Genomic DNA, 22,647 nt, shown 5'->3' with positions numbered 1-22,647 from the left:
GCGACGGTGACCAGGGAACGGCAGCGGCGATGACGGTGACACAGGACGGCTCGGCGACCAGGGACGAGGCGCCCACACGGGAGGCGCCCGCGGACGACGCGCCCGCACCCGGGGCGCCCGCGGACGAGGCGCCCGCACCCGACGCGCCCACACCCGAGGCGCCCACACCCAGGGCGCCCGCGGACGACGCGCTCACACCCGAGGCGCCCACACCCGAGGCGCCCGCGGACGAGGCGCCCGCCTCCGAGTACGGCCGGGGCGTCGACCCGGAGCGGCTCGCGGTCTGCCTGAGCGTGCTGCGGGAGCTCGACGGAATCGACCTCGACCACCCGGACGCGATCCGGGTCCGCCGGGCCACCTCGCACATCTACCGCATGGTCAAGCAGCGCCGCCGCCAGGAGCGCCGGGCCGCGAAGACGGCCCACGACAAGGCGGTCACCGAGGCCACCGCCACCGGGTCGGCCGAACGCATCGACGACGAGACCGAGGGGCTGCTGCCGTCCTCCCGCACCGAGGAGGGCGCGATCGCGGGGATACTCCAGCGCCCCCGCTCCTGCTACATCTGCAAGCAGCGCTACATCGAGGTCGACTACTTCTACCACCAGCTCTGCCAGGACTGCGCCGCCGAGAACCGCGCCCGCCGCGACGCCCGTGCCGACCTCGCGGGCAAGCGCGCGCTGCTCACCGGCGGCCGCGCCAAGATCGGCATGTACATCGCGCTCAGGCTGCTGCGCGACGGCGCGCACACCACGATCACGACCCGCTTCCCCAAGGACGCCGTCCGCCGCTTCAAGGCCATGGACGACTCCGCGGACTGGATCCACCGCCTCGAGGTCGTCGGCATCGACCTGCGCGACCCCGCCCAGGCCGTGGCCCTGGCCGAGCAGGTCACCGAGCGGGGCCCGCTGGACATCCTGATCAACAACGCCACCCAGACCGTGCGGCGCCTGCCCTCCGCGTACGCCGCGCTCGTCGAGGGCGAGAGCGCCCCGCTGCCCGCCGGGGAACTGCCCGCCCACCAGGTCATCGGGGCCTTCGGCTCGGGCGCGGTGGACGGACTGGCCGCGCTGCCGCCGGGCACCTCGGGGCTCGACGCGCAGAAGCTGGCCGACCTCGCTCTGGTCGCCGGCAACGCCAGCGTGGTCCGGCACCGGGAGGGCACCGCCATCGACGCGGGCGGACTGGTCCCCGACATCGTCGACTCCAACACCTGGGTGCAGACCATCGAGCAGATCTCCCCGGTGGAACTGCTCGAGACCCAGCTGTGCAACTACACGTCGCCGTTCATCCTCATCAGCGCGCTGCGGTCGTCGATGGCCGAGGCCGCGCGCAGGGCGCGCGCGGGGCGCGCCTACGTCGTCAACGTCTCGGCGATGGAGGGCGTGTTCGCCCGCGGCTACAAGGGCGCGGGTCACCCGAACACCAACGCGGCCAAGGCCGCCATGAACATGGTGACCCGGACCAGCGCCCAGGAGATGTTCGACACCGACGGAATCCTGATGACGTCCGTCGACACCGGCTGGATCACCGACGAGCGCCCGCACTACGACAAGCTGCGCCTGGCGGAGGCCGGCTTCCACGCCCCGCTCGACCTGATCGACGGCGCGGCCCGGGTCTACGACCCCATCGTGCGCGGCGAGGCGGGCGAGGACCTGTACGGCGTCTTCCTCAAGGACTACGCCCCCGGCAAGTGGTGACGGGCGGGCGCGCCGAGGGCGGGCCACGGCGGCGCCGACGACGGTGATCCGTGGGCCGTTCGGCGGGCGCCGCCCCGCCGAGGCCCCTGCGGCGCCTCAGTCGACGGCGCCCAGCCGCGAGTTGCGTGCCCCCGTCAGCTCCAGCACCGTGCGCCAGTCCTCCAGGACCCCGGCGTCGAAGACGGCGGTACGGGCCCCCTCGTCCGCCTCGCACAGGCTGACCACGTCGTCGTCGTGAACCCAGGCCCCGGGGCGGGCCCGCCGGCGCAGCAGGCGGGCGACGCGCGCGCCGAGCAGCGGGCGCACCGCGTCGGCGGTCCGGCCGGCCGGGTCGCCGGGCCACAGCAGCGGGCCCACGGGCGACACCAGACCGGCGACCTGGAGCTCCTTGTCGGCCGGGCGGCGCCGGCGCAGCAGCGCGGCCGTCCGCAGCGCCCGCCCGTGCGGATCCCCGAGCCCCTCGCCGTGCCCCGCGGCGGACCGCTCGCCCCGGCAGGCGTACAGCAGGTCCATCAGCTCCTCGACGCTGCGCGGTTCCAAGCCTCGGTCCTCCCGCGGAACAGCCGTTGCCGACGGGCAGCAGACCATGGCGAGCTTGCGACGCGGCCAACGGCGACTCAACTGCGCGATCCGTCACCGCGGGCATGCGAAGAAGTGGCCGCCGATGTGGGCCGAACGGGTGAGTCGCGCGCGGTGCGCAAGTGGGCAGAGCGGGGCAGACTGTGGCCAACTGTGCGCGGAACGAAGGGCAATGGTTCTCCCATCTTTTGAGCCCCATAGAGCGCGCCCCCGCTCATTTGGTTAATCTGGTGCGGACGGACGACAGCACAGGGCACTACCCACACCCAAGGTCCGTCATGGGACAAGCCGGTTCACAACGGCCTGCTCTCGCACCGACCACCGGCGCCACCGCGTCCGAACTGCATTCGACTCACACCCGAGCGGGCGCCGGGTGCCGGACGGGAGACTGGCCGACAGGCCCCGAGGGTGACCCGACACATAAGGAGTGCGCGGTGACACCGGAGACGACGACGAACCCAGAGCAACCCACCGAGGAACGCCTCGGGCGGGCAGGCCGCAGGCCCGGAGAGCTCGGCAGCCTCGACGTGTGGGCGCGGTCCGCCCCGATCCGCCTCGCGGGATACGAGGAGGACCTCGCCGAGCCCCACATCCTGCCCAGCGTGGACTGACCCGCGGCGCCACCCGCGAAAGCCGCCGGGCGCATGGGCGTGCCAGACTCACGCCCATGCTGATCAGGGAAGCCACGGCCGGCGACTGGCCGCACATCTGGCCCTTCTGGCACCGCATCGTCGCGGCCGGCGAGACCTACGCCTGGGACCCGGACACCTCGGAGCAGGACGCCCGGGCCCTGTGGATGAACCCCGCCAAACGCGTCTACGCCGCCGAGGACGAGACCGGTGCCGTCGTCGCCTCCGCCTACGTCACCCCCAACTACGGCGGGCCCGCCGCCCGCATCGCCAACGCCGGCTTCATGGTCGACCCCGACCGGGCCGGCCGCGGCACCGGGCGGGCCCTCGCCGAGTACGTCCTGGCAGCCGCCGAGGCAGACGGATACCGGGGCATGGTCTTCAACGCGGTCGTCGAGACCAACCCCGCGGTACGGCTGTGGACATCCCTCGGCTTCACGGTCCTGGGCACGGTGCCGGACGCCTTCGACCACCCGCGGCACGGACGGGTCGGCCTGCACGTCATGCACCGCGCCCTGTAGCAGCCTCAGTCCAGGGGCGCCGTGCGCCGCCAGGGCCGCGACGCCTCGATCCGTTCCGCCAGCTCCAGCAGCGCGGCCTCCGACCCCGGGCGCCCCACCAGCTGTACGGCACAGGGCGCGCCCGAGGGCAGTGTGCCGAACGGCACCGACATCGCGGGCCAGCCGGTCAGGTTCCACGGCGGTGTGAACGGCGAGTACGCCGAGTTCGCCACCACGTTGCGCAGCCAGCCCCGTTCGTGCCAGGGCCCCGCCTCGGGGGAGCGGCGGGCCAGCGCCGGGGTGAGCAGCACGTCGTACTCGGCGAAGAACGGCTCCAGGCGCCCACGCAGCCGCTCCCGGCCCTCGCCGCCCGCCACCGAACCTACGAAGCGCCGCCCCAGGGCCGCGTGCACCCGCGTGCGCCTGGTCAGCAGCCGCCTGTCCAGGCCCCGCGCGTCCACCGACGTACCGGCCGTCCAGTGGGTCAGGGCGGTCAGGCCCAGGGACGCAGGGTAGGGCGGGTCCGCCCGCCGCACCTGGTGCCCAGCCCTCATCAGCACCCCGGCCGCCTCGCGTACGGCGTGCGCGTAGGGCCGGGCGACGGGGACGCCGGCCAGCGGGCTGCGCAGCGAGGCGGCGACCCGCAGGGCACCGGAGTCCTCGCGGTCCGGCAGCGCCTCGTCCGCGAGGACCGAGAGCACCAGGCGGGCGTCCGCGACCGTCGTGGCCAGCGGCCCGTTCTCGGACATGCCGAACCAGTCGCCCTCGCCGATACCGGCCGGCACGACGCCGTGGCCCGGCTTGAGGGTGACCAGACCGCAGTTGGCCGCCGGAATGCGCAGCGAGCCCATGCCGTCGTTGCCGAGCGCGACCGGCACCATCCCCGCGGCGACCGCGGCCGCGCTGCCGCCCGACGAACCGCCCGCCGAGCGGGCCGGGTCCCACGGGTTGCGAGCCGTGCCGAGCACCCCCTCGGTGGTGCCGAACACGCACAGTTCCGGCACGTTCGTCAGCCCCACCACCACGGCGCCGGCCGCGCGCAGCCGGGCCACGGTGACATGGTCGGCGTCCGCGGGCGTGTGCGGCGTAGCGGCCGAGCCGACCCGCACGGACTCGCCGCGCACCGCGAGATTGTCCTTGACCGCCACCGGCACTCCGGCCAGCGGCATCTCGCCCAGGTCCGCCCGGGCGCCCACCTCGTCGGCCTCGGCGAGGGCGGCCTCGGCCCGCACCGTGCGGAAGGCGCCGACGCGGCCGTCGAGCCGCTCGATCCGGGCCAGATGCTCCGCCACCACCTCGCGGGGCGTGGCCCGTTCCTCCCGCACGGCGGCGGCGATCTCGGTGGCGGTCCGGCCGGCCCAGTCGGTCACGGAGGGCTCCTTGAGGGGTGCGGTGACGGGATTCGGACTACTGGCGAGTACGCAGGACATCACTCTGCCCGCCCGAGGCGCGCACGTCGAGAGCGCGGCCCGCCGGACCGGCCGCCGGACTCCCCGCTGCCCGGCGGCGGACCCGCTCCCTCGCACCGCGCCGGGCGCGAACACGGCGGGCGCGCGGCGCCGACGGCCGGAGCCGACCCTCCCCCGTCGCGGCCGGAGGGCGGGGCACGCCGGCCCGGGACCCCGTCAGACCGGCCGGGCCGCCCCCGTGCTGTCCCGCTCGATCAGCCGCGGTACCGGCACCCGCACCGTCCGTGCCGGACCGCCGTCGAGCAGGGCGGTCAGCTCCGTCGCGGCCGTGCGGCCGAACTCCACGCTGTCCCGGGACAGGGCGGACAGCCACGGCTTGACCATGCGGCACAGGGCCGAGTCCTCCCAGGCCACCACGGACACGTCCGCCGGCACCGAGAAACCGAGTTCGGCCGCGGCGGCCACCCCGGCGACGGCCATCACGTCGTTGTCGTAGATCAGGGCGGTCGGGGGAGCGGGCGCCTCCAGTACCCGGCGGGTGACGGCCGCGCCCTCCGCGTCCGAGTAGTCCGTGGTCACCGACTCGGCCTCGCCGAGACCGCGCCGCCCGGCCTCGGCGCGCAGGGCGCGGATACGGCGCTCGGTGTGGGCGAGGTCCGGCAGCCCGGCGATGTGCACGATCCGCCGGTGTCCGAGCGCGTGCAGCCCGTCCACCAGCGCGGCCATCGCACCCGCGTCGTCCGCCCACACCGTGGACAGTCCCGGATGGCGCTCGTCCGGCGCGCCGCCGATCACCACGGCGGGCAGGCCGAGTTCGTCGAGCAGGTCGGGGCGCGGATCGTCGGTGCGCGGGTCCACCACCAGGACGCCGTCCACCCGGTGTTCGGCCCACCAGCGCCGGTAGACCGCGCACTCGTCGTCGATGTCCCGCGCCACCTGGAACAGCAGCCCCAGATGGCGCCCCGCCAGCACCTCCTGGATGCCCGAGACCAGCTGCAGGAAGAAGGAGTCCACGCCGAGGGTGTGCGCGGGCCGCGCGAGCACGAGACCGACCGTCGCCGCGCCCTCACCGGACAGCGCGCGCGCCGCCGTACTGGGCCGCCAGCCGAGCTGTTCGGCCACCCGGCGCACCCGGTCCCGGGTGATCTCGGAGACCCCCGGCCGGTCGTTCAGCGCGAACGAGACCGCGCTCTCGGAGACCCCGGCCCGCCGCGCGATGTCCTTCATCGTCGGCCGGCGCGCGGCGGGCCGCTTGGCCGGCATGCGCGCTCCTTTCTTCGCTACGGGATGGAAGGTAAAGCGCTTGAGTGGAAAGATCCTAAAGCGCATTAGTAGATCCTGGCAAGTGTCCGCTCATGCCGCTTTGACCTGCACTAATGGCGTGCTTTCTTCTTTAGTTGGCGTGAATCCATTGACTTTCCGCGAACCCGCCGTGCATGGTCGCTGGCATCCCACCGCCGAAGTCCTCCAGGGAGACGTGTCACCGTGCCCACCTCGCGCAGAACATTCGCCGTCGCCGCCGTAGCCGCCCTCGTCCTGCCGCTCAGCGCCTGCGGCTCCGGAGGTGACGGCGGTGGCTCGACCGACGCCTCCGGCAAGGTCGAGGGCGACATCACCTTCCAGACCTGGAACCTGCGGGCCAGCTTCAAGGACTACTTCGAGGGCCTGATCGCCGACTTCGAGAAGAAGTACCCCGACACCCACGTCAAGTGGGTCGACCAGCCCGGCGAGGGCTACGCCGACAAGATCAGCGCCGACGCCGCCGGCGGCACCCTGCCCGACGTCGTCAACGTCTCCCCGGACCTCGTCGCACCGCTGGCCAAGGCCGGTCTCGCTCTCGACCTGGACAAGGCCGCGGGGCAGTACGAGAAGGAGTATCTGGAGGGCGCCTGGGCCAGCCACCGGATACCGGGCATGGAAGGCACCTACGCCTTCCCCTGGTACCTCAACACCGGCCCGCTCTTCTACAACAAGTCCCTCTTCGAGAAGGCCGGGCTAAACCCCGAGCATCCGCCGAAGACGTACGACGAGGTCTTCGACGCCGCCCTGAAGATCGCCGACAGGACCGACGGCGAGGTCGCCACGCTCGCCAACGTGCCCACCATCGAGGACTTCGGCCGCTACGGCGTCCCGCTCATGAACGAGGAGGGCACCGCCTTCGCGTTCGACGACGCCAAGGGCGTCGAACTCCTGACCCACTACAAGGAGCTCTACGACGCCAAGGCCCTCGACCCGCAGGCGCTGACGGCCACCCCCGAGTCCTCCGGGAAGAAGTTCCTCACCGGTGCCGTCGCCATGAACCCAGGCAGCGCCCTCGACCTCGCCAACTTCAAGAAGCAGGCGCCGAACCTGTACGAGAACATCGGCATCACCGACCAGATCACCAGCACCGGCCACGTCAACATGTACGTGATGGGCCTGATGGTGAACTCGCGCAGCGAGCGCAAGCCCGCCGCGGTCGCCTTCGCGCACCACGTCACCGACGCCGCGCACCAGATGTCGTTCGCCAAGCAGGTCGCCATCTTCCCGAGCACCGCCGGTTCGCTGGACGACCCGTACTTCACCAAGGAGGGCGGGACCGACGAGACCCGTGTCCGGGTCGCCGCCGCCAAGTCGCTGAAGACGGCCGTCAACTACACGCCCGTCCTGTTCAGCGAGCAGATGAAGACCGAACTGCGCAACGAGGTCGCCAAGGCGCTCCAGGGCAAGCAGAGCCCCGAGGAAGCCCTCGACAACGCTGTCGAGGCGTGTGACCGGCTCCTTCAGCAGCAGGGCTGAGACGTCATGGCGAGTCCCACCGTCACCGGCCCCCGGCAGGTCACCCGGGGCGCGATCAGGCGCGTACGACACCAACTGCCCGCCAGCCCCTGGCTGTTCGCCGCACCCGGGCTGCTGGTCACCGGCGCGTTCATCCTGTACCCGTTCGTCTCCACGCTCGTCAACTCCTTCACCGACCGCCGCACCCTGGTCCCGGGCGGGTTCGTGGGCCTCGCCAACTTCCGCGAGCTGCTCCACGACGACATGTTCTGGACCGGCCTGCGCAACAGCACCCTGTACGTCCTGGGGGTCGTCCCCGCGCTCGTCCTGCTGCCGCTGCTGCTCGCCCTGCTGGTGCAGAGGAACATCCCCGGCATCACCTTCTTCCGCTCGGCCTTCTACACCCCGGTCGTCGCCTCGATCGTCGTCGTCGGGCTGATCTGGGTCTGGCTGCTCGACGAGCGCGGCCTGGTCAACTCACTGCTGGAGACGCTCGGCGCCAGTCCGGTCGGCTTCCTCAGCGACCAGTGGCTGATCCTGCTCAGCGCGATGGCCGTCACCGTCTGGAAGGGCCTCGGCTACTACATGATCATCTACCTGGCGGCGCTCGCCAACGTGCCCCGCGAACTGCACGAGGCCGCCGCCGTGGACGGCGCGGGCACGGTCCGCCGCTTCCTGACCGTCACGGTGCCCGCCGTCCGCTCCACCATGGTCCTGGTCGCGGCCCTGTCCTCGGTCGCCGCCTTCAAGGTGTTCTCCGAGGTGTACCTGATGGCCGGCCCCAGCGGCGGCCCGGCCGGCGAGGACACCACCCTCGTCATGCTCGTCCAGCGCACCGGCACCGGCCTGACCGGCCGGGTCGGCTACGCCTCCGCCCTCTCCGTCGTCGTCTTCGCCGTCACCGTCGCCCTGATGCTGCTCGTCCTGCGCGCCGACCGGAAGGAGGAGGCGTGAGCGTCGCCGAGAGGACCCGGCCCGCCGGGAGGGACCGGACCACCGCCCGGGAACGGGGACGGGGACGGGAGCCCCGCGTCACCGACGAGCACGGCCGCCGCGTACGCGTCTGGGAACTGGCCCTGCGCTACGTGCTCCTGCTCGGTGTCCTCGCCCTGACCATCGGCCCGTTCCTGTGGCAGCTGTCGACCTCGCTGAAGGGCCCCACCGAGGACATCTTCAGCTCCCCGCCGAAGTTCCTGCCCTCGGATCCCACCCTGCACAACTACGAGCGGGTCGCCGAGACCATCCCCGTATGGGACTACGCCCTGAACTCGCTCAAGGTCGCCGCGGCCAACGTCGTCACCAACTGCGTCGGCGCCGCACTGGCCGGCTACGCCCTGGCCCGGCTGCGCTACCGCGGCCGGGGCGTGGCCACCCTGGTGTTCGTCCTGGCCATGCTCGTGCCCGTGGAGGGCATCATCATCGCCCAGTTCACCACCATGCGGGAGCTGGGCCTCAACAACACCCTGGTCGGCGTGGTCCTGCCCGGCTGCGTCAGCGCCCTGAACGTGCTGCTGATGCGCAACGCCTTCCTCAATCTCCCCCACGAGATCGAGGAGGCCGCCTTCGTCGACGGCGCCAACGTCTGGCAGCGGTTCTTCCGGATCGCGCTGCCCGCGGTGAAAGGCACCCTCGCGGTCGTCGCGATCTTCGCCTTCATGGGCGCCTGGGACGACTTCCTGTGGCCGCTGATCGTGCTGAGCGACCCCTCCAAGTTCACCCTGACCATCGGCCTCAACTACCTGCACGGCACCTTCGCCAACGACGAGCGCCTCGTCGCCGCGGGCACGATCATCGCCGTGGCGCCGCTCATCGCCCTCTTCGCCTGCCTCCAGCGGTACTTCTTCCGCGGGGTGGGCGAGGGCGCCGTCAAGGGCTGACCGCCGCCGCCAGGGGCCGGGCCCCGCAGTGAAGGGCCGCCCCCGCAGTGAAGGGCCGACCCCCGAACTTCCCCGTAGCTAGGACACCGCATGCCCTCTGCCGTGCGCTTCGGCGTCAACTACACCCCGAGCGAAGGATGGTTCCACCACTGGCTCGACTTCGACCTCGACTCCGTACGCGCCGACCTGGACTCCGTCGCCGCACTGGACGTGGACCACGTCCGCGTCTTCCCGCTGTGGCCCTACTTCCAGCCCAACCGCGCCCTGATCCGCGCCCGCGCGGTGGAGGACCTGGTGGCGCTGGTCGACGCGGCCGGCGAACGCGGCCTCGACGTCAACGTGGACGGCCTCCAGGGCCACCTGAGCAGCTTCGACTTCGTGCCGGCCTGGACCCGCACCTGGCACCGCCGCAACCTGTTCACCGACCCCGGGGCCATCGACGGCCAGGCCACCTACCTGCGCACCCTCGCCGCCGCCCTGGCCGGCCGGTCCAACTTCCTCGGCATGACCCTCGGCAACGAGGTCAACCAGTTCTCCGCCGGACCCCACCCCGACCCCGACCGCGCCACCAGCGCCCAGATCGACGCCTGGCTGGAACGGATGCTCGCCGCCTGTGGACAGGGCGCCCCGGGCCGGATGCACCTGCACGCCGAGTACGACGCCACCTGGTACCAGGACGACCAGCCCTTCACCCCCGCCCAGGCGGCACGGCAGGGCGCCGTCACGGCCGTGCACTCCTGGGTCTTCAACGGCACCGCCCAGCGCCACGGCCGCACCTCCGTGCCCAGCGAGCACCACGCCGCCTACCTGATCGAGCTGAGCAAGGCCTGGGCCGAGGACCCGCACCGCCCGGTGTGGCTCCAGGAGGTCGGCGCCCCCGCCCCCCTCGTCCCCGCCGAGCACGCCGCCGCCTTCACCGAGGCGACCGTCGAGAACGCCCTGGACTGCCCGGACCTGTGGGGCGTCACCTGGTGGTGCTCCCACGACGTGTCCCGGACGCTGGCCGACTTCCCGGAGCTGGAGTACGGACTCGGACTCCTGACCAACGACCGCCGTCCCAAGGACACGGCACGGGTCCTGGCCCGCGCGGCCCGCTCCGTACGCGAGGGGACCCGTGCCACCCCCGCCCCGCGCACCACCGCGCTGGCCGTCCCGGCCGACCCGGCGGCGCGCTCGGCCTGCGCTCCCGGCGGTGCCGTCTTCGACGCCTTCTTCCGGCTGGTCGCCGACGGCGCCCGCCCCACCACCGTCCTCGACACGCACGCCGCCGACCCCGGGCACCTCGCGGCCCGCGGCATCACCGAAGTCGTCACACCCGGCGAGGTATGTCCCACGCCACAGGAAATCCCGCACGGACCCGACGTCCGCCGAGGAGGCACCCACTCGTGAGCCCCACCCGACGCACCTTCCTGCTGGCCGGCGCCGCCGCCACGCTGTGGCCGGCCCTGCCCGCCGCCAAAGCGGCGGCCGCCGCCGCGCCCGGAGCCGACGCGGCCCTCCAGCCGTACGCCTCCTACTGGTTCCCGGACTCGCTGCCCCCAGGCACCCCGGGCGAGGGCATCACCTGGCGCAGCCTCAGGGCGTGGCGGGCGGCCGACGACCCCGACCTCGCCTTCAACGCGGCCTCCGTACCGCTCGCCGACCGTTTCGTCCCGACGCCCGCCAACACCACGGCCCGTGCCGGACAGGCCCGTATCCAGTCCCTGGTCTCCTTCGGCCCCACCGCGGGCAACCCCTCCCAGGGCTCCGCCACCGCCGACTACTACGCCCTCACCCACTGGGCGTACGTCGACGAACTCGTCTTCTGGGGCGGCTCGTCGGGAGAGGGACTGATCCTCGCCCCGAACGCGCCGATCGTCGACGCCGCGCACCGGCACGGTGTGCCCGTCCTCGGCAACGTCTTCCTGCCGCCCGCCGCCTACGGCGGACAGCTCCGATGGACCCGCGACCTGGTGCGCAGGGACGCCGCAGGACGCTTCCCGCTCGCCGCGCGACTGGTCGAGGTCGCCGACGCGTACGGCTTCGACGGCTGGTTCCTGAACGCCGAGACCGGGGGAGGGGACGCCGCGCTCGGCGCGGACATGCTCGGCTTCGTGCGCGAGCTGAAGTCCCTCGCCGGGGCCAGGGGGCAGCGGGTGACCTGGTACGACTCGATGACCGTGGACGGGTCGGTCAACTGGCAGGGGGCGCTGAACGACCGGAACCAGGCCCTCTTCGAGGCTGCCGACGACATGTTCGTCGACTTCCGCTGGACCGCCGGCCGTCTCGCCGCCTCCGGGCAGCGGGCCGAGGCGCTGGGCCGCGACCGGTACGAGCTGTGGGCGGGCGTGGACGTGGAGTCGGGAGGCTGGAACACGTCCGGGAACTGGGACGCCGTCGTGCCGCGGGACCGCGCGCACGTCACCTCGGTCGGTCTCTACCGGCCCGAGTGGACCCGCAACCACCTGCCCGCCAACCGGCGCGCACCGGGCGACTTCCACGCCGCCGACGACCGCTTCTGGACCGGGGTGTCGCTCGACCCCGCACGGCCCGACGGCACGGACCCCTGGCGGGCACCCGCCGTGTCGGTCGCAGACCGGTCCACGGTGACGTCGGTGCCCTTCGGCACCACGTTCAACACCGGGCACGGCCTGCGCTGGTACGAGGAGGGCGCCGTCACCTCGGACACGCCGTGGAACCACCTCGGGCTCCAGGACCGGCTGCCGTCGCGGCGCTGGGTGGTGCGGACCGAGGGCGCGCGCCCCGCGGTCACCTTCGACTTCGCGGACGCGTGGCGCGGCGGCAGCAGCGTGCTGGTCGAGGGTGAACTCGACCGGCCCGCGGTGCTGGACCTCTACGCGACACGGCTGCCGCTGGGCGTTGACACGGTCGTCGAGCTGACGCACCGCGCGGACGCCGGGGCCGTGGGCATCGAACTCGCCGTCGCCACCGCCGAGGCGGGCGAACCGGGCGCGGCACCGCCGTACCGCCTGTTTCCCGTGCCGGCCGCGCGGGCTGTGAAGCCGGTCAACGGCTGGCAGACGGTCACCGTGCCACTCACCGGGCTGTCCGGCACGCTGTACGCGATCGGCGTGCGGCTGACGGCGTCCGACGGTCCCGTGCGGTGGCGGGTGGGCGGCCTCGCCGTCCGCGCCGGCGCGGCGACGCCTCCCGCCGCCCCCAGGGCCGCGCGCGTCACCGCGGCGAACGACGGCGACCTGCGCCTCGCCTGGAACCACGCTCGCCCCCACTCCCACCTCCGCCCCCACCCGCACCCGCACGGCGACGACGTACGCCAATACGTCCTCCACCGGGTCCTTCCCGACGGCACCCGACGCTTCCTCGGCGGTACCTGCCAGCGCGCCTGGTTCGCCGCCGGCCTGCGCCCCGAACAGAACGAGAGCGCCGCACGCTTCGAAGTGCGTGCCGTGGGGGAGCTGTACCTGACGTCGGCCCCCGCCACCGTGACCCACCCCTGGTGACCACCCGCCCCCCAACCCCGGAGCACCCGCATGCATGACGACCGCAACCTGGTCGAAGCCCGCCTCAAGCGCGTCCTCGACGAGCGCGTCCGCCCCGCCCTCTACCCCGAGTCCGTGCCGCTGGACGTCGCGGTCTGGAACGCGCCCGGCGAGCCCGTGCCGGTCGAGGAGGGACTCGCGGCCGACCCGGAGCCCATCGAGGTGGGCACCCGCTGGGGCGCGCCCTGGGGCACCAGCTGGTTCCGCGTCACGGGCACCGTGCCCGAGGAGTGGGCGGGGAAGACCGTCGAGGCGATCCTCGACCTCGGCTTCGACGAGAACATGCCCGGCTTCCAGTGCGAGGGCCTGGTCTACCGCCCCGACGGCACCCCGGTGAAGGGCCTGAATCCCCGCAACCAGTGGGTGCGGATCGGCGCCCCCGCCGAGGGCGGCGAGGAGGTCCGCCTGCACGTCGAGGCCGCCTCCAACCCCGTCATCCTCGACTACCACCCCTTCGTGCCCACGCACCTCGGCGACCAGGACACCGCGGGCAGCGAACCGCAGTACACGCTCACCCGCATGGACCTGGCCGTCCTCGACGAGACGGTGTGGAACCTGGTGCTCGACCTGGAGGTCCTCGGCGAGCTGATGGCCGAGCTGCCCGTGGAGTCACCGCGCCGCTGGGAGATCCTGCGCGCGGTCGACAGGGCCCTGGACGCCATCGACCTCCAGGACGTGGGCGGCACGGCCGAGAAGGCCCGTTCCCGCCTCACCGAGGTGCTGTCCGCCCCCGCCGTCCCCTCCGCGCACCGCATCAGCGCCGTCGGCCACGCGCACATCGACTCGGCGTGGCTGTGGCCGCTGCGCGAGACCGTGCGCAAGGTGGCCCGCACCACCTCCAACATGACCGCCCTCCTGGAGGACGAGCCCGACTTCGTCTTCGCCATGTCGCAGGCCCAGCAGTGGGCGTGGGTGCGCGACCACCGGCCCGAGGTGTGGGCGCGGGTCAAGAAGGCGGTGGCCGACGGGCGGTTCGTGCCGGCCGGCGGCATGTGGGTGGAGTCGGACACCAACATGCCCGGCTCGGAGGCCATGGCCCGGCAGTTCGTACACGGCAAACGGTTCTTCCTCGACGAGTTCGGCGTCGAGAACGACGAAGCATGGCTGCCGGACACCTTCGGCTTCGCGGCGGGCCTCCCGCAGATCATCGGGGCGGCCGGCGCCAAGTACCTGCTGACCCAGAAGATCTCCTGGTCGCAGACGAACAAGTTCCCGCACCACACCTTCCGCTGGGAGGGCATCGACGGCACCCGGATCTTCACGCACTTCCCGCCCGTCGACACCTACAACTGCTCCGTGAAGGGCAGCGAGATCGCCCACGCGGCGAGGAACTTCAAGGACAAGGGAGTCGCCCGGCACTCCCTCGCCCCCACCGGCTGGGGCGACGGAGGCGGCGGCACCACCCGCGAGATGGTCGCCAAGGCCGCCCGGCTGCGCGACCTCGAAGGCTCGGCGACGGTCGAGTGGGAGACCCCGCACGCCTTCTTCGAGAAGGCCGAGGCCGAGAACCCGCAGCCGCCCGTCTGGGTCGGCGAGCTGTACCTCGAACTGCACCGTGCCACCCTCACCAGCCAGGCCAGGACCAAGCAGGGCAACCGCCGCAGCGAACACCTCCTGCGCGAGGCCGAGCTGTGGGCGGCCACGGCCGCCGTACGCGCCGGGCAACCCTACCCGTACGACGACCTGGACCGCATCTGGAAGACCGTCCTGCTGCACCAGTTCCACGACATCCTGCCCGGCTCCTCCATCGCCTGGGTGCACCGCGAGGCACGTGCGACCTACGACCGTGTCGCCGGCGAGCTGAACGCCGTCATCGACGCCGCCCAGCGCGCCCTGGCCGGCGAGGGCGACACCCCGCTGGTCTTCAACTCCGCCCCGCACGCGCGGGCCGGTGTGGCGGCGGGCGCCGCGGCCGCCGCCGCCACCGTGGGCCGCACCGGCCTCACCGCCCGCCCCGGCGGCGGCCATGTCCTGGACAACGGCCTGCTGCGCGTCGAGGTCGACGGCCGTGGCCTGGTGGTGTCGGCGTACGACATCGCCGCCGACCGCGAGACCATCGCGCCGGGCGGTGCGGGCAACCTGCTCCAGCTCCACCCCGACTTCCCGAACATGTGGGACGCCTGGGACGTCGACGCCTTCTACCGGAACACGGTCACCGACCTCACCGACGCCGAGGAGGTGGTCCCCGGCGACGACGGCGCCTCGGTGCGGATCACCCGCTCCTTCGGCTCCTCCCGCGTCACCCAGGTGCTGACGCTGGCGCCGGGGGAGCGGCGGCTGGACGTGGACACCGAAGTCGACTGGCACGAGACGGAGAAGTTCCTCAAGCTCGCCTTCCCGTTCGACGTGCACGCCGAACGGTACGCGTCGGAGACCCAGTTCGGGCACTTCCACCGGCCCACCCACACCAACACCAGCTGGGAGGCGGCCAAGTTCGAGGCCTGCAACCACCGCTTCGTCCACCTGGAGGAACCCGGCTGGGGCGTCGCCGTCGTCAACGACTCGACGTACGGCCACGACGTCACGCGTACCGTCCGCACCGAAGGCGACGCCGGGACGACCACCACCGTCCGCGTGTCCCTGCTGCGTGCCCCACGCTTCCCCGACCCCGAGACCGACCAGGGCGTGCACCGGTTCCGGCACGCACTGGTGCCGGGCGCGGACATCGGCGACGCCGTGCGCGAGGGCTGGCGGATCAACCTGCCCGAGCGGCGGGTCACGGGCGCCGGGGAGGTCGCGCCGCTGGTCACGGCGGACCGGGACGCGGTCGTCGTCACCGCAGTCAAGCTCGCCGACGACGGCAGCGGTGACGTCGTGGTCCGCTTCCACGAGGCCCACGGCGGCCGGGCCCGCGCCACGCTCACCACCGGGTTCGCGGCCACGGACGTGCAGGTGACCGACCTGCTGGAACGCCCGCTGGACGACGCGGAGGCCCTCCGGCTGGACGGCGACCGGATCGCCGTACGGCTGCGTCCGTTCCAGCTGATGACGCTGCGGCTGAAGCGCGCGTAGCGCGCCGGCGCGGGCCCGGCCCACCCGTTGCGGTGAGCCGGGCCCGCGTGGGCCGCTACCGCTGCGGCATCCGGGTCAGCCGCGTCGGCGGCAGGTATTCCCGCACATACGTCCGCTCCCACCACGCGCCCGTCTCCCGCAGCTCCCGCCACGTCGTGTACCGGTAGCGGAACAGCCGGGCGCGCACGAAGCGCGGCGGGGCGTCGGGCGGGAACGGGGAACGGCGCAGCAGTCTCAGCGTGGCGCGGTCGTTCTCCAGCAGCCGTTCCACGAAGGTGCCGAACCACGGCCCGGCGTACGAGGGGGACAGCGCGGCGAACCACATCAGCCAGTCGAGGCGCAGATGGTACGGCGCGAACTGGCGCGGCCGGCGTCGTGGATCACCGGGTTTGCCCTTGAACTCGTACTCCCGCCAGTCCCCGTCCTCCCGGGCCGCCTCGTCGGCCGTGCCCTCGATCACCACCTCGTACCGGATCCGGCTGACGGAGCCGAAGGCACCGTAGGTGTTGACCAGGTGGAGCGAGTCGAAGGAGCGGTTCATCACCTGGCGGCGGGAGACCATGTTGCGCACCGGCCGGTGGCTCAGGAACACCAGCAGCACCGCCACCGCCAGGACCACGGCCTCGTACCAGAGCGGCGCGTCGGCCACGGACGGCGCGTCGGCCGGGAACCGGACCACCGACAGGGCCAGCACGATGGTGATCCAGTTGAGCCAGGAGAAGTTGCCCGAGAGCACCAGCCACAGCTGGGTGGCGATCATCAGCGCGGCGGCGGCCGTCGCGACGGGCTGCGGGGCGAAGAGCAGGAAGGGCACCACGAGCTGCGTGACGTGGTTCGCGGCCACCTCGACACGGTGCAGGGGCCTGGGGAGGTGGTGGAAGAACCAGCTCAGCGGGCCCGGTATCGGCTGGGTCTCGTGGTGGTGGTCCAGGCAGGTCAGCTTCCGCCAGCACTCGTCGCCGCGCATCTTGATCAGCCCCGCCCCGAACTCCACCCGGAAGAGCAGCCAGCGCAGGAGGAACAGGACGACGACCGGCGGCGCCACCTCGTCGTTGCCGAGGAACACCGCGACGAAGCCGGTCTCCAGCAGCAGCGACTCCCAGCCGAACGCGTACCAGGTCTGTCCGACGTTGACGATCGAGAGATACAGCGCCCACGGCACCAGCCACAGCAGCATCGCGCCCCACAACGGCAGCAGCGAGTCCAGCCCCGCCACCAGCGCCGCCGCCACCGCGCAGCCCGTCCACGCGCAGCCCGCGAGAAGACGGTCCGAGCAGCGCCACTGGAACAGGCTCGGCGCCCGCCTGAACGGCACCCGCTCGACGAAGCGGGACACCGGCGTCAGACCGCGCTCGCCCAACAGCGCCCGGAACTGCAGCACCGCCGTCAGGAACGCGACCAGGTACACGACGGCCAGCGCCCGCTGGAAGACCAGCCGGCTCAGCCAGTAGTCGGGTGCGGTGAACCACTCCACGGTCGTGCTCCTCTCGTACCCGCTTCGTGTACCCCGCCCGGTCCCCGGGGCCCGTCTGCCCGGTCCCCGCCCCCCGGAGCCCGTCCGGCCGGTCCCGGAGTCGAAGAATCCGACAAATCCTGGCAAGGTGGGGACCATGGCTGATCGGGGAGCGAGCGCCCTGTCACTCCCGGACGACTGGCCCGCCCATCCGGACCCGATCCTGGCGCTCAACCGCATGGGCAGCTTCGACTGGGACCTGGACACGGGACTGTTCCACATGGACCCCCAGGCCTACGAGGTCTTCGACCTGCGCCCGGACGAGTACGACGGGCGCCCCGAGTCGCTGTCGGCGCGCGTCCCCATGGCGGAGAGCCGCCGGATGGACGCCATCGTCGCGCAGGCCATGAAGGACGGCAGCGAGAACTACGGCACCTACTTCCGTCTGCGCCGCCGCGACGGCACCCTGCGGTGGACCCGTACCCAGGGCTACATCCGCCGCGACGAGACCGGCCGGCCCCGCCGGATCATCGGCATCGTCCGCGACGCCACCCAGGAGATCGACGACATCGCGGCCGGCCGCGAGCAGGCCGCACTGGACGAGGCCCGCCGCCGGCTCACCAACGTCGTCCAGCTCGCCACGGCCGCCCTCGCGCACGCCCGCACGGTGGACGACGTCATCGAGGTGCTGCGGGACACCCACGGCCTCACCCGGCTGGGCGCCACCAGCCTGGTGATGGGCCTGGTCGAGGCCGGCCGCATCCGGCTGGTCGCCGACGGCCCCGAGAACAGCTTCGTCCCCGGCACCCGCGTCACCCGGATCGACGAGCCCTACCCCATGAGCGAGGCCGTACGGACCCTCAGCCCCCGCTTCATCGAGTCGCCGGAGGACTTCGCCGAGCGCTACCCCGGGCTGTGGCAGAGCATCACCCACCTGAACATCACCGCGGCCGCCTATCTGCCCCTGATCGCCCAGGCCCGGCCGATCGGTGCCATCGGGCTGCTCTACAGCGACCGGCACGGCTTCTCCCCGGAGGACCGCAACGTCCTGGTCGCGCTGGGCAGCGGCATCGCGCAGAGCCTCCAGCGGGCCATGCTCTACGAGCAGGAGATGGACCTCGCCGAGGGCCTCCAGCAGGCCATGCTCCCGCGCACGATCCCGAGCGTCCCGGGCTGCGACGTCGCCGTCCGTTACCGCGCGGCCTCCATCGGGGGCGCCCTCGGCCGCGACATCGGCGGCGACTGGTACGACCTGATCCCGCTGCCCGGCGGGCGCGTCGGCGCCGTCATCGGAGACGTCCAGGGCCACGACACGCACGCCGCGGCCGTCATGGGCCAGCTGCGCATCGTGCTGCGCGCCTACGCCGCCGAGGGCCACCCGCCGGCCACGGTGATGGCGCGGGCCTCCGTCTTCCTGCACGAGCTCGACACCGACCGCTTCGCGACCTGCCTGTACGCGGAGGCCGACCTGGGCACCGGCGTGGTCCAGGTGGTCCGCGCCGGGCACATCGACCCCCTGCTGCGCTCCGGCAACGGCACCTGCCGCCACGTCCACGTCGAGGGCGGGCTGCCGCTCGGCCTGTCCGCCGAGTTCGGGCGCCTCGCCTATCCGGTCGCCACCCTCGAACTGGACCCGGGCAACACCCTGCTGCTGTGCACCGACGGTCTGGTCGAGCAGCCCGGCGCCGACCTGGACGAGGGCATGGCCGTCCTCACGGCGCTGATCAGCTCCGGGCCGCAGGACGTACGGGACCTGGCCGACCGGCTGATCGACGTGGCCGACGAGCGCCGCGGCGACGACGACGTCGCGCTGCTCCTGCTGCGCCGGCACGGCCTGGGCACCCCCCGGACCTTCGGCCGGGTCCAGCAGCACCTGTCACCGGGGGACCCGGAGGGCCTCACCGAGGCCCGGCACATGATCCGCGCCGCGGTCAGGTCCTGGGGGGCCAGGGGGCAGAGCGACGAGATCGAGCTGGTCGCCGACGAGCTGATGACCAACGCCCTCATGCACACCGAGGGCTCCGCGATCGTCACCCTGCGGCTGCTCACCGGCACCGACCGGCGGCTGCGGGTCGAGGTCGAGGACTCCTCCAGCGCCCTGCCGCGCCGCCGCGAGGCCGGGGACGACGGGGTCTCCGGGCGGGGGCTGCTGCTGGTGGAGACGCTCGCCGACGAGTGGGGCGTGGAGGCCCGCGGCGGCGGCAAGGTCGTGTGGGCGGAGTTCGTGGCGGCGCACGGCGCGAGCTGACCCCACTGGCACCGCCGGCGGCCGGTGGCACTCTGGACGTATGCCAGAACTGCCCGAGGTCGAAGCGCTCCGCGACTTCCTGACCGAACACCTCACCGGCCGCGAGCTGGTCCGGGTCCTGCCCGTGGCGATCAGCGTCCTGAAGACGTACGACCCGCCGCTCACGGCGCTGGAGGGCCGCCAGGTGGCCGGTGTGCACCGCTACGGCAAGTTCCTCGACGTCGAGGCGGCCGGCGGCCCGCATCTGGTGACCCATCTGGCCCGGGCCGGCTGGCTGCACTGGAAGGACAGCCTCCCCAGCGGCCTGCCCAAGCCCGGCAAGGGCCCGCTGGCGCTGCGTGTCGCCCTGGAGACCGGCGCGGGCTTCGACCTCACGGAGGCGGGCACACAGAAGCGGCTCGCGGTGTACGTCGTCGCCGACCCGCGGCAGGTACCGGGCGTGGCCCGGCTCGGGCCCGACCCGCTCGCCGACGACTTCGACGAGGCGCGCTTCGCCGCCCTGCTCGACGGCGAGCGGCGGCAGCTCAAGGGCGCCCTGCGCGACCAGAGCCTGATCGCGGGCGTGGGGAACGCGTACAGCGACGAGATCCTGCACGCCGCGAAGATGTCCCCGTTCAGACTGGCCGCCTCGCTCACCGACGAGGAGACCGCCCGGCTGTACGCGGCCCTGCGCGGCACGCTCACCGAGGCCGTCGAACGCTCCCGGGGCATCGCCGCCGGACGGCTGAAGGCCGAGAAGAAGAGCGGGCTGCGGGTCCACGGCCGCACCGGCGAGCTCTGCCCGGTGTGCGGCGACACCATCCGCGAGGTCTCCTTCAGCGACTCCTCGCTCCAGTACTGCCCGACCTGCCAGACCGGCGGCAAGCCGCTGGCGGACCGGAGGATGTCCCGGGTGCTGAAGTGACGGCGTCGCCGAGCGACGGCGGTCGCCGGGGCGGCGGTCAGCCGGCCGGCAGCGTCACCAGGTGCTCCCCGGTCTCGGTCCGCACCTCGTAGCGGGCGATCTGGTCGGGATGCAGAGCGGCGCCGCCGCGCATGGTGTGCGGCCGGGCGTCGTGCCCGGGGACCTTCCAGCTGGTGATCGTCTGCTCGGACCCGTCGCGGCCCACGGCGACGAGCCGGCACGAGCGCGGGCCCGCCCCGTCCTTCACCTCGAGTCGGACGTCCGTGCCCCAGGTCTCGGCCTCGGCCGTGATCCGCGCCCACACCCCGGACCGGGCGTCGCTCGCGGTGACCGGCGCCGCCGGGCCGCCCTGGCTCGCGTACAGCACGGCGCCGGGTCCCGCCACGGCGCACACGACGGCGGCGGCCACGGCATACAGCACCCGCCTGCGGCCGGCCCGGTGGCGTGCGGCCACCTCGGACAGCAGCCGGTCGAGCAGTCGCGGGCCGGGCCCGGTCAGAGGGTGGACGATACGGGGCGTCGCCTGCCGGTACAGCATCAACTGGCGGGCGGCGGGACCGAACTCGGTCACCTGGGCCGCGCACCGGGGGCAGTCCATGAGGTGGTCCTCGAAGCGGAACGCTTCCGCCTCGTCCAGCACGCCGAGCGCGTAGGCGCCGACGTCACGATGCCTTTCCAGGGACCTCATGCCGAATCCTCGTACCGTTGGGTGCGGGTGGGGTTACTCCTTGCTCCCACCCGTACGCACCGGACCGCCGAATCACTCAAGCCACCGCGGAATCGCAATCAAGGTGTTCGGAGCGGTCCGAGGCGTGGATTGGTCCGTCCCGGAAGAACCTCCGCGAGCCGGCCGGGAGGGCTAGAACAGATGGATGGCGAGGTGCCCGAGCGGCAGTCCCAACTGCCAGGCCGGTGTCCACACCTTCGGTCCCTCGTCCTCCCCGGTGACCGGTGCTCCGCCGGGGACCGCGTTCAGGTCCGGGGCGAGCAGTTCGGTCTCCTGGAGCCAGCGCCAGGCCTCCCGGGCCAGCTCCAGGTCCGGCGAGTGGCGCCGGGCGGCGACCGCGTCGGCCGTGATCTCGGCCAGCCGCCCGTGCACCCACTCGTGCCACGGCTGGTCGTAGGCCGTCAGGGACAGCCAGGTCTCCAGGTGGGTGACGACCCGGATGCCGCTCAGCTCTTTCTCCGTGTCGGACAGGAAGACGGTGAGCGCCAGCGCGTCGCGCCCGGCTCGGAACTCGAAGGACGTCGGCGGCATCAGGTCGCCGGTCCGCAGCAGCTCGTCGGCGATGTACTCGGCGTACAACCACGCCATGGGAACGCTCAGTTCGCCCCCACCGGTGCCGTCCGTGCTCTCTTGCCCTCTGTGCGGCATCCCTTCCTGCCTTCCTCCGGTCCGTGCGCGTCGCCCGACCCGGGTCATGGGCCCCGTCCGGAACACGGATGAGGACAGCCGATTACCCAACCGGGGCCCAGGGCAAGGCGCTTTACAGAGGCTTGACCATATGGTCGGTTTCACCGCAGGTCGGCGGAGTATCCCGGTAGCACCCTGCGCAGAGCGCGCAGCGCGTAGTACGCGCGGGACTTCACGGTACCGGGCGGGACGCCCAGGGCGGCCGCGGCTTCCGCCACACTCGCCCCCTGGAAGTACACCAGCACCAGGACTTCACGGTGCTCCGGAGTGAGTGTCTTCACAGCCTCGCGCACATCGAGGGCCGCGGCGGCCCGTTCGGCATGATCCGCGCAGACCCGCGCGTTCTCCAGCACGGCGTCGCCGACCTCCGGGGGGCGCGCCTGACGGGCGCGGCGCGCGTCGATCGCGAGGCGCCGCGCCACGGTGAGCAGCCAGGGCCGTACGGAGTCGAAGTCGTCCGCGCGCAGGGCCTCGGGATGCTGCCAGGCGCGGACCAGGGTCTCCTGCACGAGGTCCTCGGCGCGTTGCCGGTCGCCGTCGCTGAGCCGCAGCAGCAGCGCGAAGAGCGGCCGGCCGTGCTCGCGCTGCAGTGCGGCGAGCTCGTGCTCGGCGGTCGTCCCGTTCGCTGTGTCCGTCAGGGTGATTCCGGCCGTCATGGCCGTATGCCA

Annotated in this window: 18 protein-coding genes; 11 read left to right on the top strand and 7 right to left on the bottom strand. The window is 72.9% G+C overall.

What is annotated here, in order from left to right; translation table 11 throughout:
• Window positions 1–29 precede the first annotated feature (29 nt).
• On the top strand, window positions 30–1,697 hold the full coding sequence (locus tag ACGFYH_RS13600; RefSeq protein WP_393803303.1) for an SDR family NAD(P)-dependent oxidoreductase: 1,668 nt from the start codon (window positions 30–32) through the stop codon (window positions 1,695–1,697).
• A 96-nt stretch (window positions 1,698–1,793) separates the two neighbouring features.
• Here the strand turns inward: ACGFYH_RS13600 and ACGFYH_RS13595 are convergent, their stop codons facing one another.
• A complete protein-coding gene (locus ACGFYH_RS13595; RefSeq protein WP_393803302.1) occupies window positions 1,794–2,237 on the bottom strand; it encodes a hypothetical protein in 444 nt (147 codons plus the stop codon).
• A gap of 473 nt (window positions 2,238–2,710) precedes the next feature.
• Between ACGFYH_RS13595 and ACGFYH_RS13590 the strand changes: the two genes are divergently transcribed.
• Together ACGFYH_RS13590 and ACGFYH_RS13585 are read left to right on the top strand one after the other, a co-directional pair.
• On the top strand, window positions 2,711–2,887 hold the full coding sequence (locus tag ACGFYH_RS13590) for a hypothetical protein (protein ID WP_393803301.1): 177 nt from the start codon (window positions 2,711–2,713) through the stop codon (window positions 2,885–2,887).
• A gap of 56 nt (window positions 2,888–2,943) precedes the next feature.
• Window positions 2,944–3,426, top strand: coding sequence for a GNAT family N-acetyltransferase (locus ACGFYH_RS13585; RefSeq protein WP_393803300.1), 483 nt, complete (start codon window positions 2,944–2,946; stop codon window positions 3,424–3,426).
• A 5-nt stretch (window positions 3,427–3,431) separates the two neighbouring features.
• On the opposite strand, the gene ACGFYH_RS13580 is transcribed toward ACGFYH_RS13585, so the two are convergent.
• A complete protein-coding gene (locus tag ACGFYH_RS13580; RefSeq protein WP_393803299.1) occupies window positions 3,432–4,775 on the bottom strand; it encodes an amidase in 1,344 nt (447 codons plus the stop codon).
• Window positions 4,776–5,030: 255 nt separating this feature from the next.
• Window positions 5,031–6,077 carry a LacI family DNA-binding transcriptional regulator gene (locus ACGFYH_RS13575; protein ID WP_393803298.1) on the bottom strand — a complete coding sequence of 349 codons (1,047 nt, stop codon included), beginning with the start codon at window positions 6,075–6,077 and terminating at the stop codon, window positions 5,031–5,033.
• Window positions 6,078–6,299: 222 nt separating this feature from the next.
• On the opposite strand from ACGFYH_RS13575, the gene ACGFYH_RS13570 reads away from it, so the two are divergent.
• The 6 genes from ACGFYH_RS13570 (at window position 6,300) to ACGFYH_RS13545 (ending at window position 15,960) form a co-directional block, all read left to right on the top strand.
• On the top strand, window positions 6,300–7,592 hold the full coding sequence (locus ACGFYH_RS13570) for an ABC transporter substrate-binding protein (RefSeq protein WP_393803297.1): 1,293 nt from the start codon (window positions 6,300–6,302) through the stop codon (window positions 7,590–7,592).
• A 6-nt stretch (window positions 7,593–7,598) separates the two neighbouring features.
• Window positions 7,599–8,525, top strand: coding sequence for a carbohydrate ABC transporter permease (locus ACGFYH_RS13565; RefSeq protein ID WP_393803296.1), 927 nt, complete (start codon window positions 7,599–7,601; stop codon window positions 8,523–8,525).
• Entirely contained in the window at window positions 8,522–9,448 is a 927-nt protein-coding gene (locus ACGFYH_RS13560; RefSeq protein ID WP_393803295.1) for a carbohydrate ABC transporter permease, read from the top strand. Before ACGFYH_RS13565 ends, ACGFYH_RS13560 begins: the two co-directional genes overlap by 4 nt.
• Window positions 9,449–9,538: 90 nt before the next feature.
• Entirely contained in the window at window positions 9,539–10,837 is a 1,299-nt protein-coding gene (locus ACGFYH_RS13555) for a glycosyl hydrolase (RefSeq protein ID WP_393803294.1), read from the top strand.
• Window positions 10,834–12,909 (top strand): endo-beta-N-acetylglucosaminidase, encoded by a 2,076-nt coding sequence (locus ACGFYH_RS13550; protein WP_393803293.1) that lies wholly within the window; start codon window positions 10,834–10,836, stop codon window positions 12,907–12,909. The genes ACGFYH_RS13555 and ACGFYH_RS13550 overlap by 4 nt, the downstream gene beginning before the upstream one ends.
• Before the next feature lie 30 nt (window positions 12,910–12,939).
• Window positions 12,940–15,960, top strand: coding sequence for an alpha-mannosidase (locus ACGFYH_RS13545; protein WP_393803292.1), 3,021 nt, complete (start codon window positions 12,940–12,942; stop codon window positions 15,958–15,960).
• A gap of 55 nt (window positions 15,961–16,015) precedes the next feature.
• Here ACGFYH_RS13545 and ACGFYH_RS13540 read toward each other — a convergent pair whose 3' ends face one another.
• On the bottom strand, window positions 16,016–17,434 hold the full coding sequence (locus ACGFYH_RS13540) for a lipase maturation factor family protein (protein WP_393803291.1): 1,419 nt from the start codon (window positions 17,432–17,434) through the stop codon (window positions 16,016–16,018).
• 136 nt (window positions 17,435–17,570) lie between these two features.
• On the opposite strand from ACGFYH_RS13540, the gene ACGFYH_RS13535 reads away from it, so the two are divergent.
• Together ACGFYH_RS13535 and ACGFYH_RS13530 are read left to right on the top strand one after the other, a co-directional pair.
• Entirely contained in the window at window positions 17,571–19,661 is a 2,091-nt protein-coding gene (locus ACGFYH_RS13535) for a SpoIIE family protein phosphatase (RefSeq protein WP_393803290.1), read from the top strand.
• A gap of 40 nt (window positions 19,662–19,701) precedes the next feature.
• Window positions 19,702–20,565 carry an Fpg/Nei family DNA glycosylase gene (locus ACGFYH_RS13530; RefSeq protein ID WP_393803289.1) on the top strand — a complete coding sequence of 288 codons (864 nt, stop codon included), beginning with the start codon at window positions 19,702–19,704 and terminating at the stop codon, window positions 20,563–20,565.
• 37 nt (window positions 20,566–20,602) lie between these two features.
• Here ACGFYH_RS13530 and ACGFYH_RS13525 read toward each other — a convergent pair whose 3' ends face one another.
• The 3 genes from ACGFYH_RS13525 to ACGFYH_RS13515 all read right to left on the bottom strand — a co-directional run bounded on the left by ACGFYH_RS13525 (window position 20,603) and on the right by ACGFYH_RS13515 (window position 22,635).
• Window positions 20,603–21,253 carry a zf-HC2 domain-containing protein gene (locus tag ACGFYH_RS13525; RefSeq protein WP_393803288.1) on the bottom strand — a complete coding sequence of 217 codons (651 nt, stop codon included), beginning with the start codon at window positions 21,251–21,253 and terminating at the stop codon, window positions 20,603–20,605.
• A 171-nt stretch (window positions 21,254–21,424) separates the two neighbouring features.
• Entirely contained in the window at window positions 21,425–21,940 is a 516-nt protein-coding gene (locus ACGFYH_RS13520; RefSeq protein WP_393803287.1) for a hypothetical protein, read from the bottom strand.
• A 140-nt stretch (window positions 21,941–22,080) separates the two neighbouring features.
• On the bottom strand, window positions 22,081–22,635 hold the full coding sequence (locus ACGFYH_RS13515; protein WP_393803286.1) for a sigma-70 family RNA polymerase sigma factor: 555 nt from the start codon (window positions 22,633–22,635) through the stop codon (window positions 22,081–22,083).
• Window positions 22,636–22,647 lie beyond the last annotated feature (12 nt).

Origin of the sequence: Streptomyces sp. NPDC048392, assembly GCF_043200575.1 — a bacterium.
In the GTDB taxonomy this organism is placed as follows: domain Bacteria; phylum Actinomycetota; class Actinomycetes; order Streptomycetales; family Streptomycetaceae; genus Streptomyces.
Note: the sequence above shows the minus strand (reverse complement) of the source record. Positions and strands in the feature narration are given on the sequence as shown.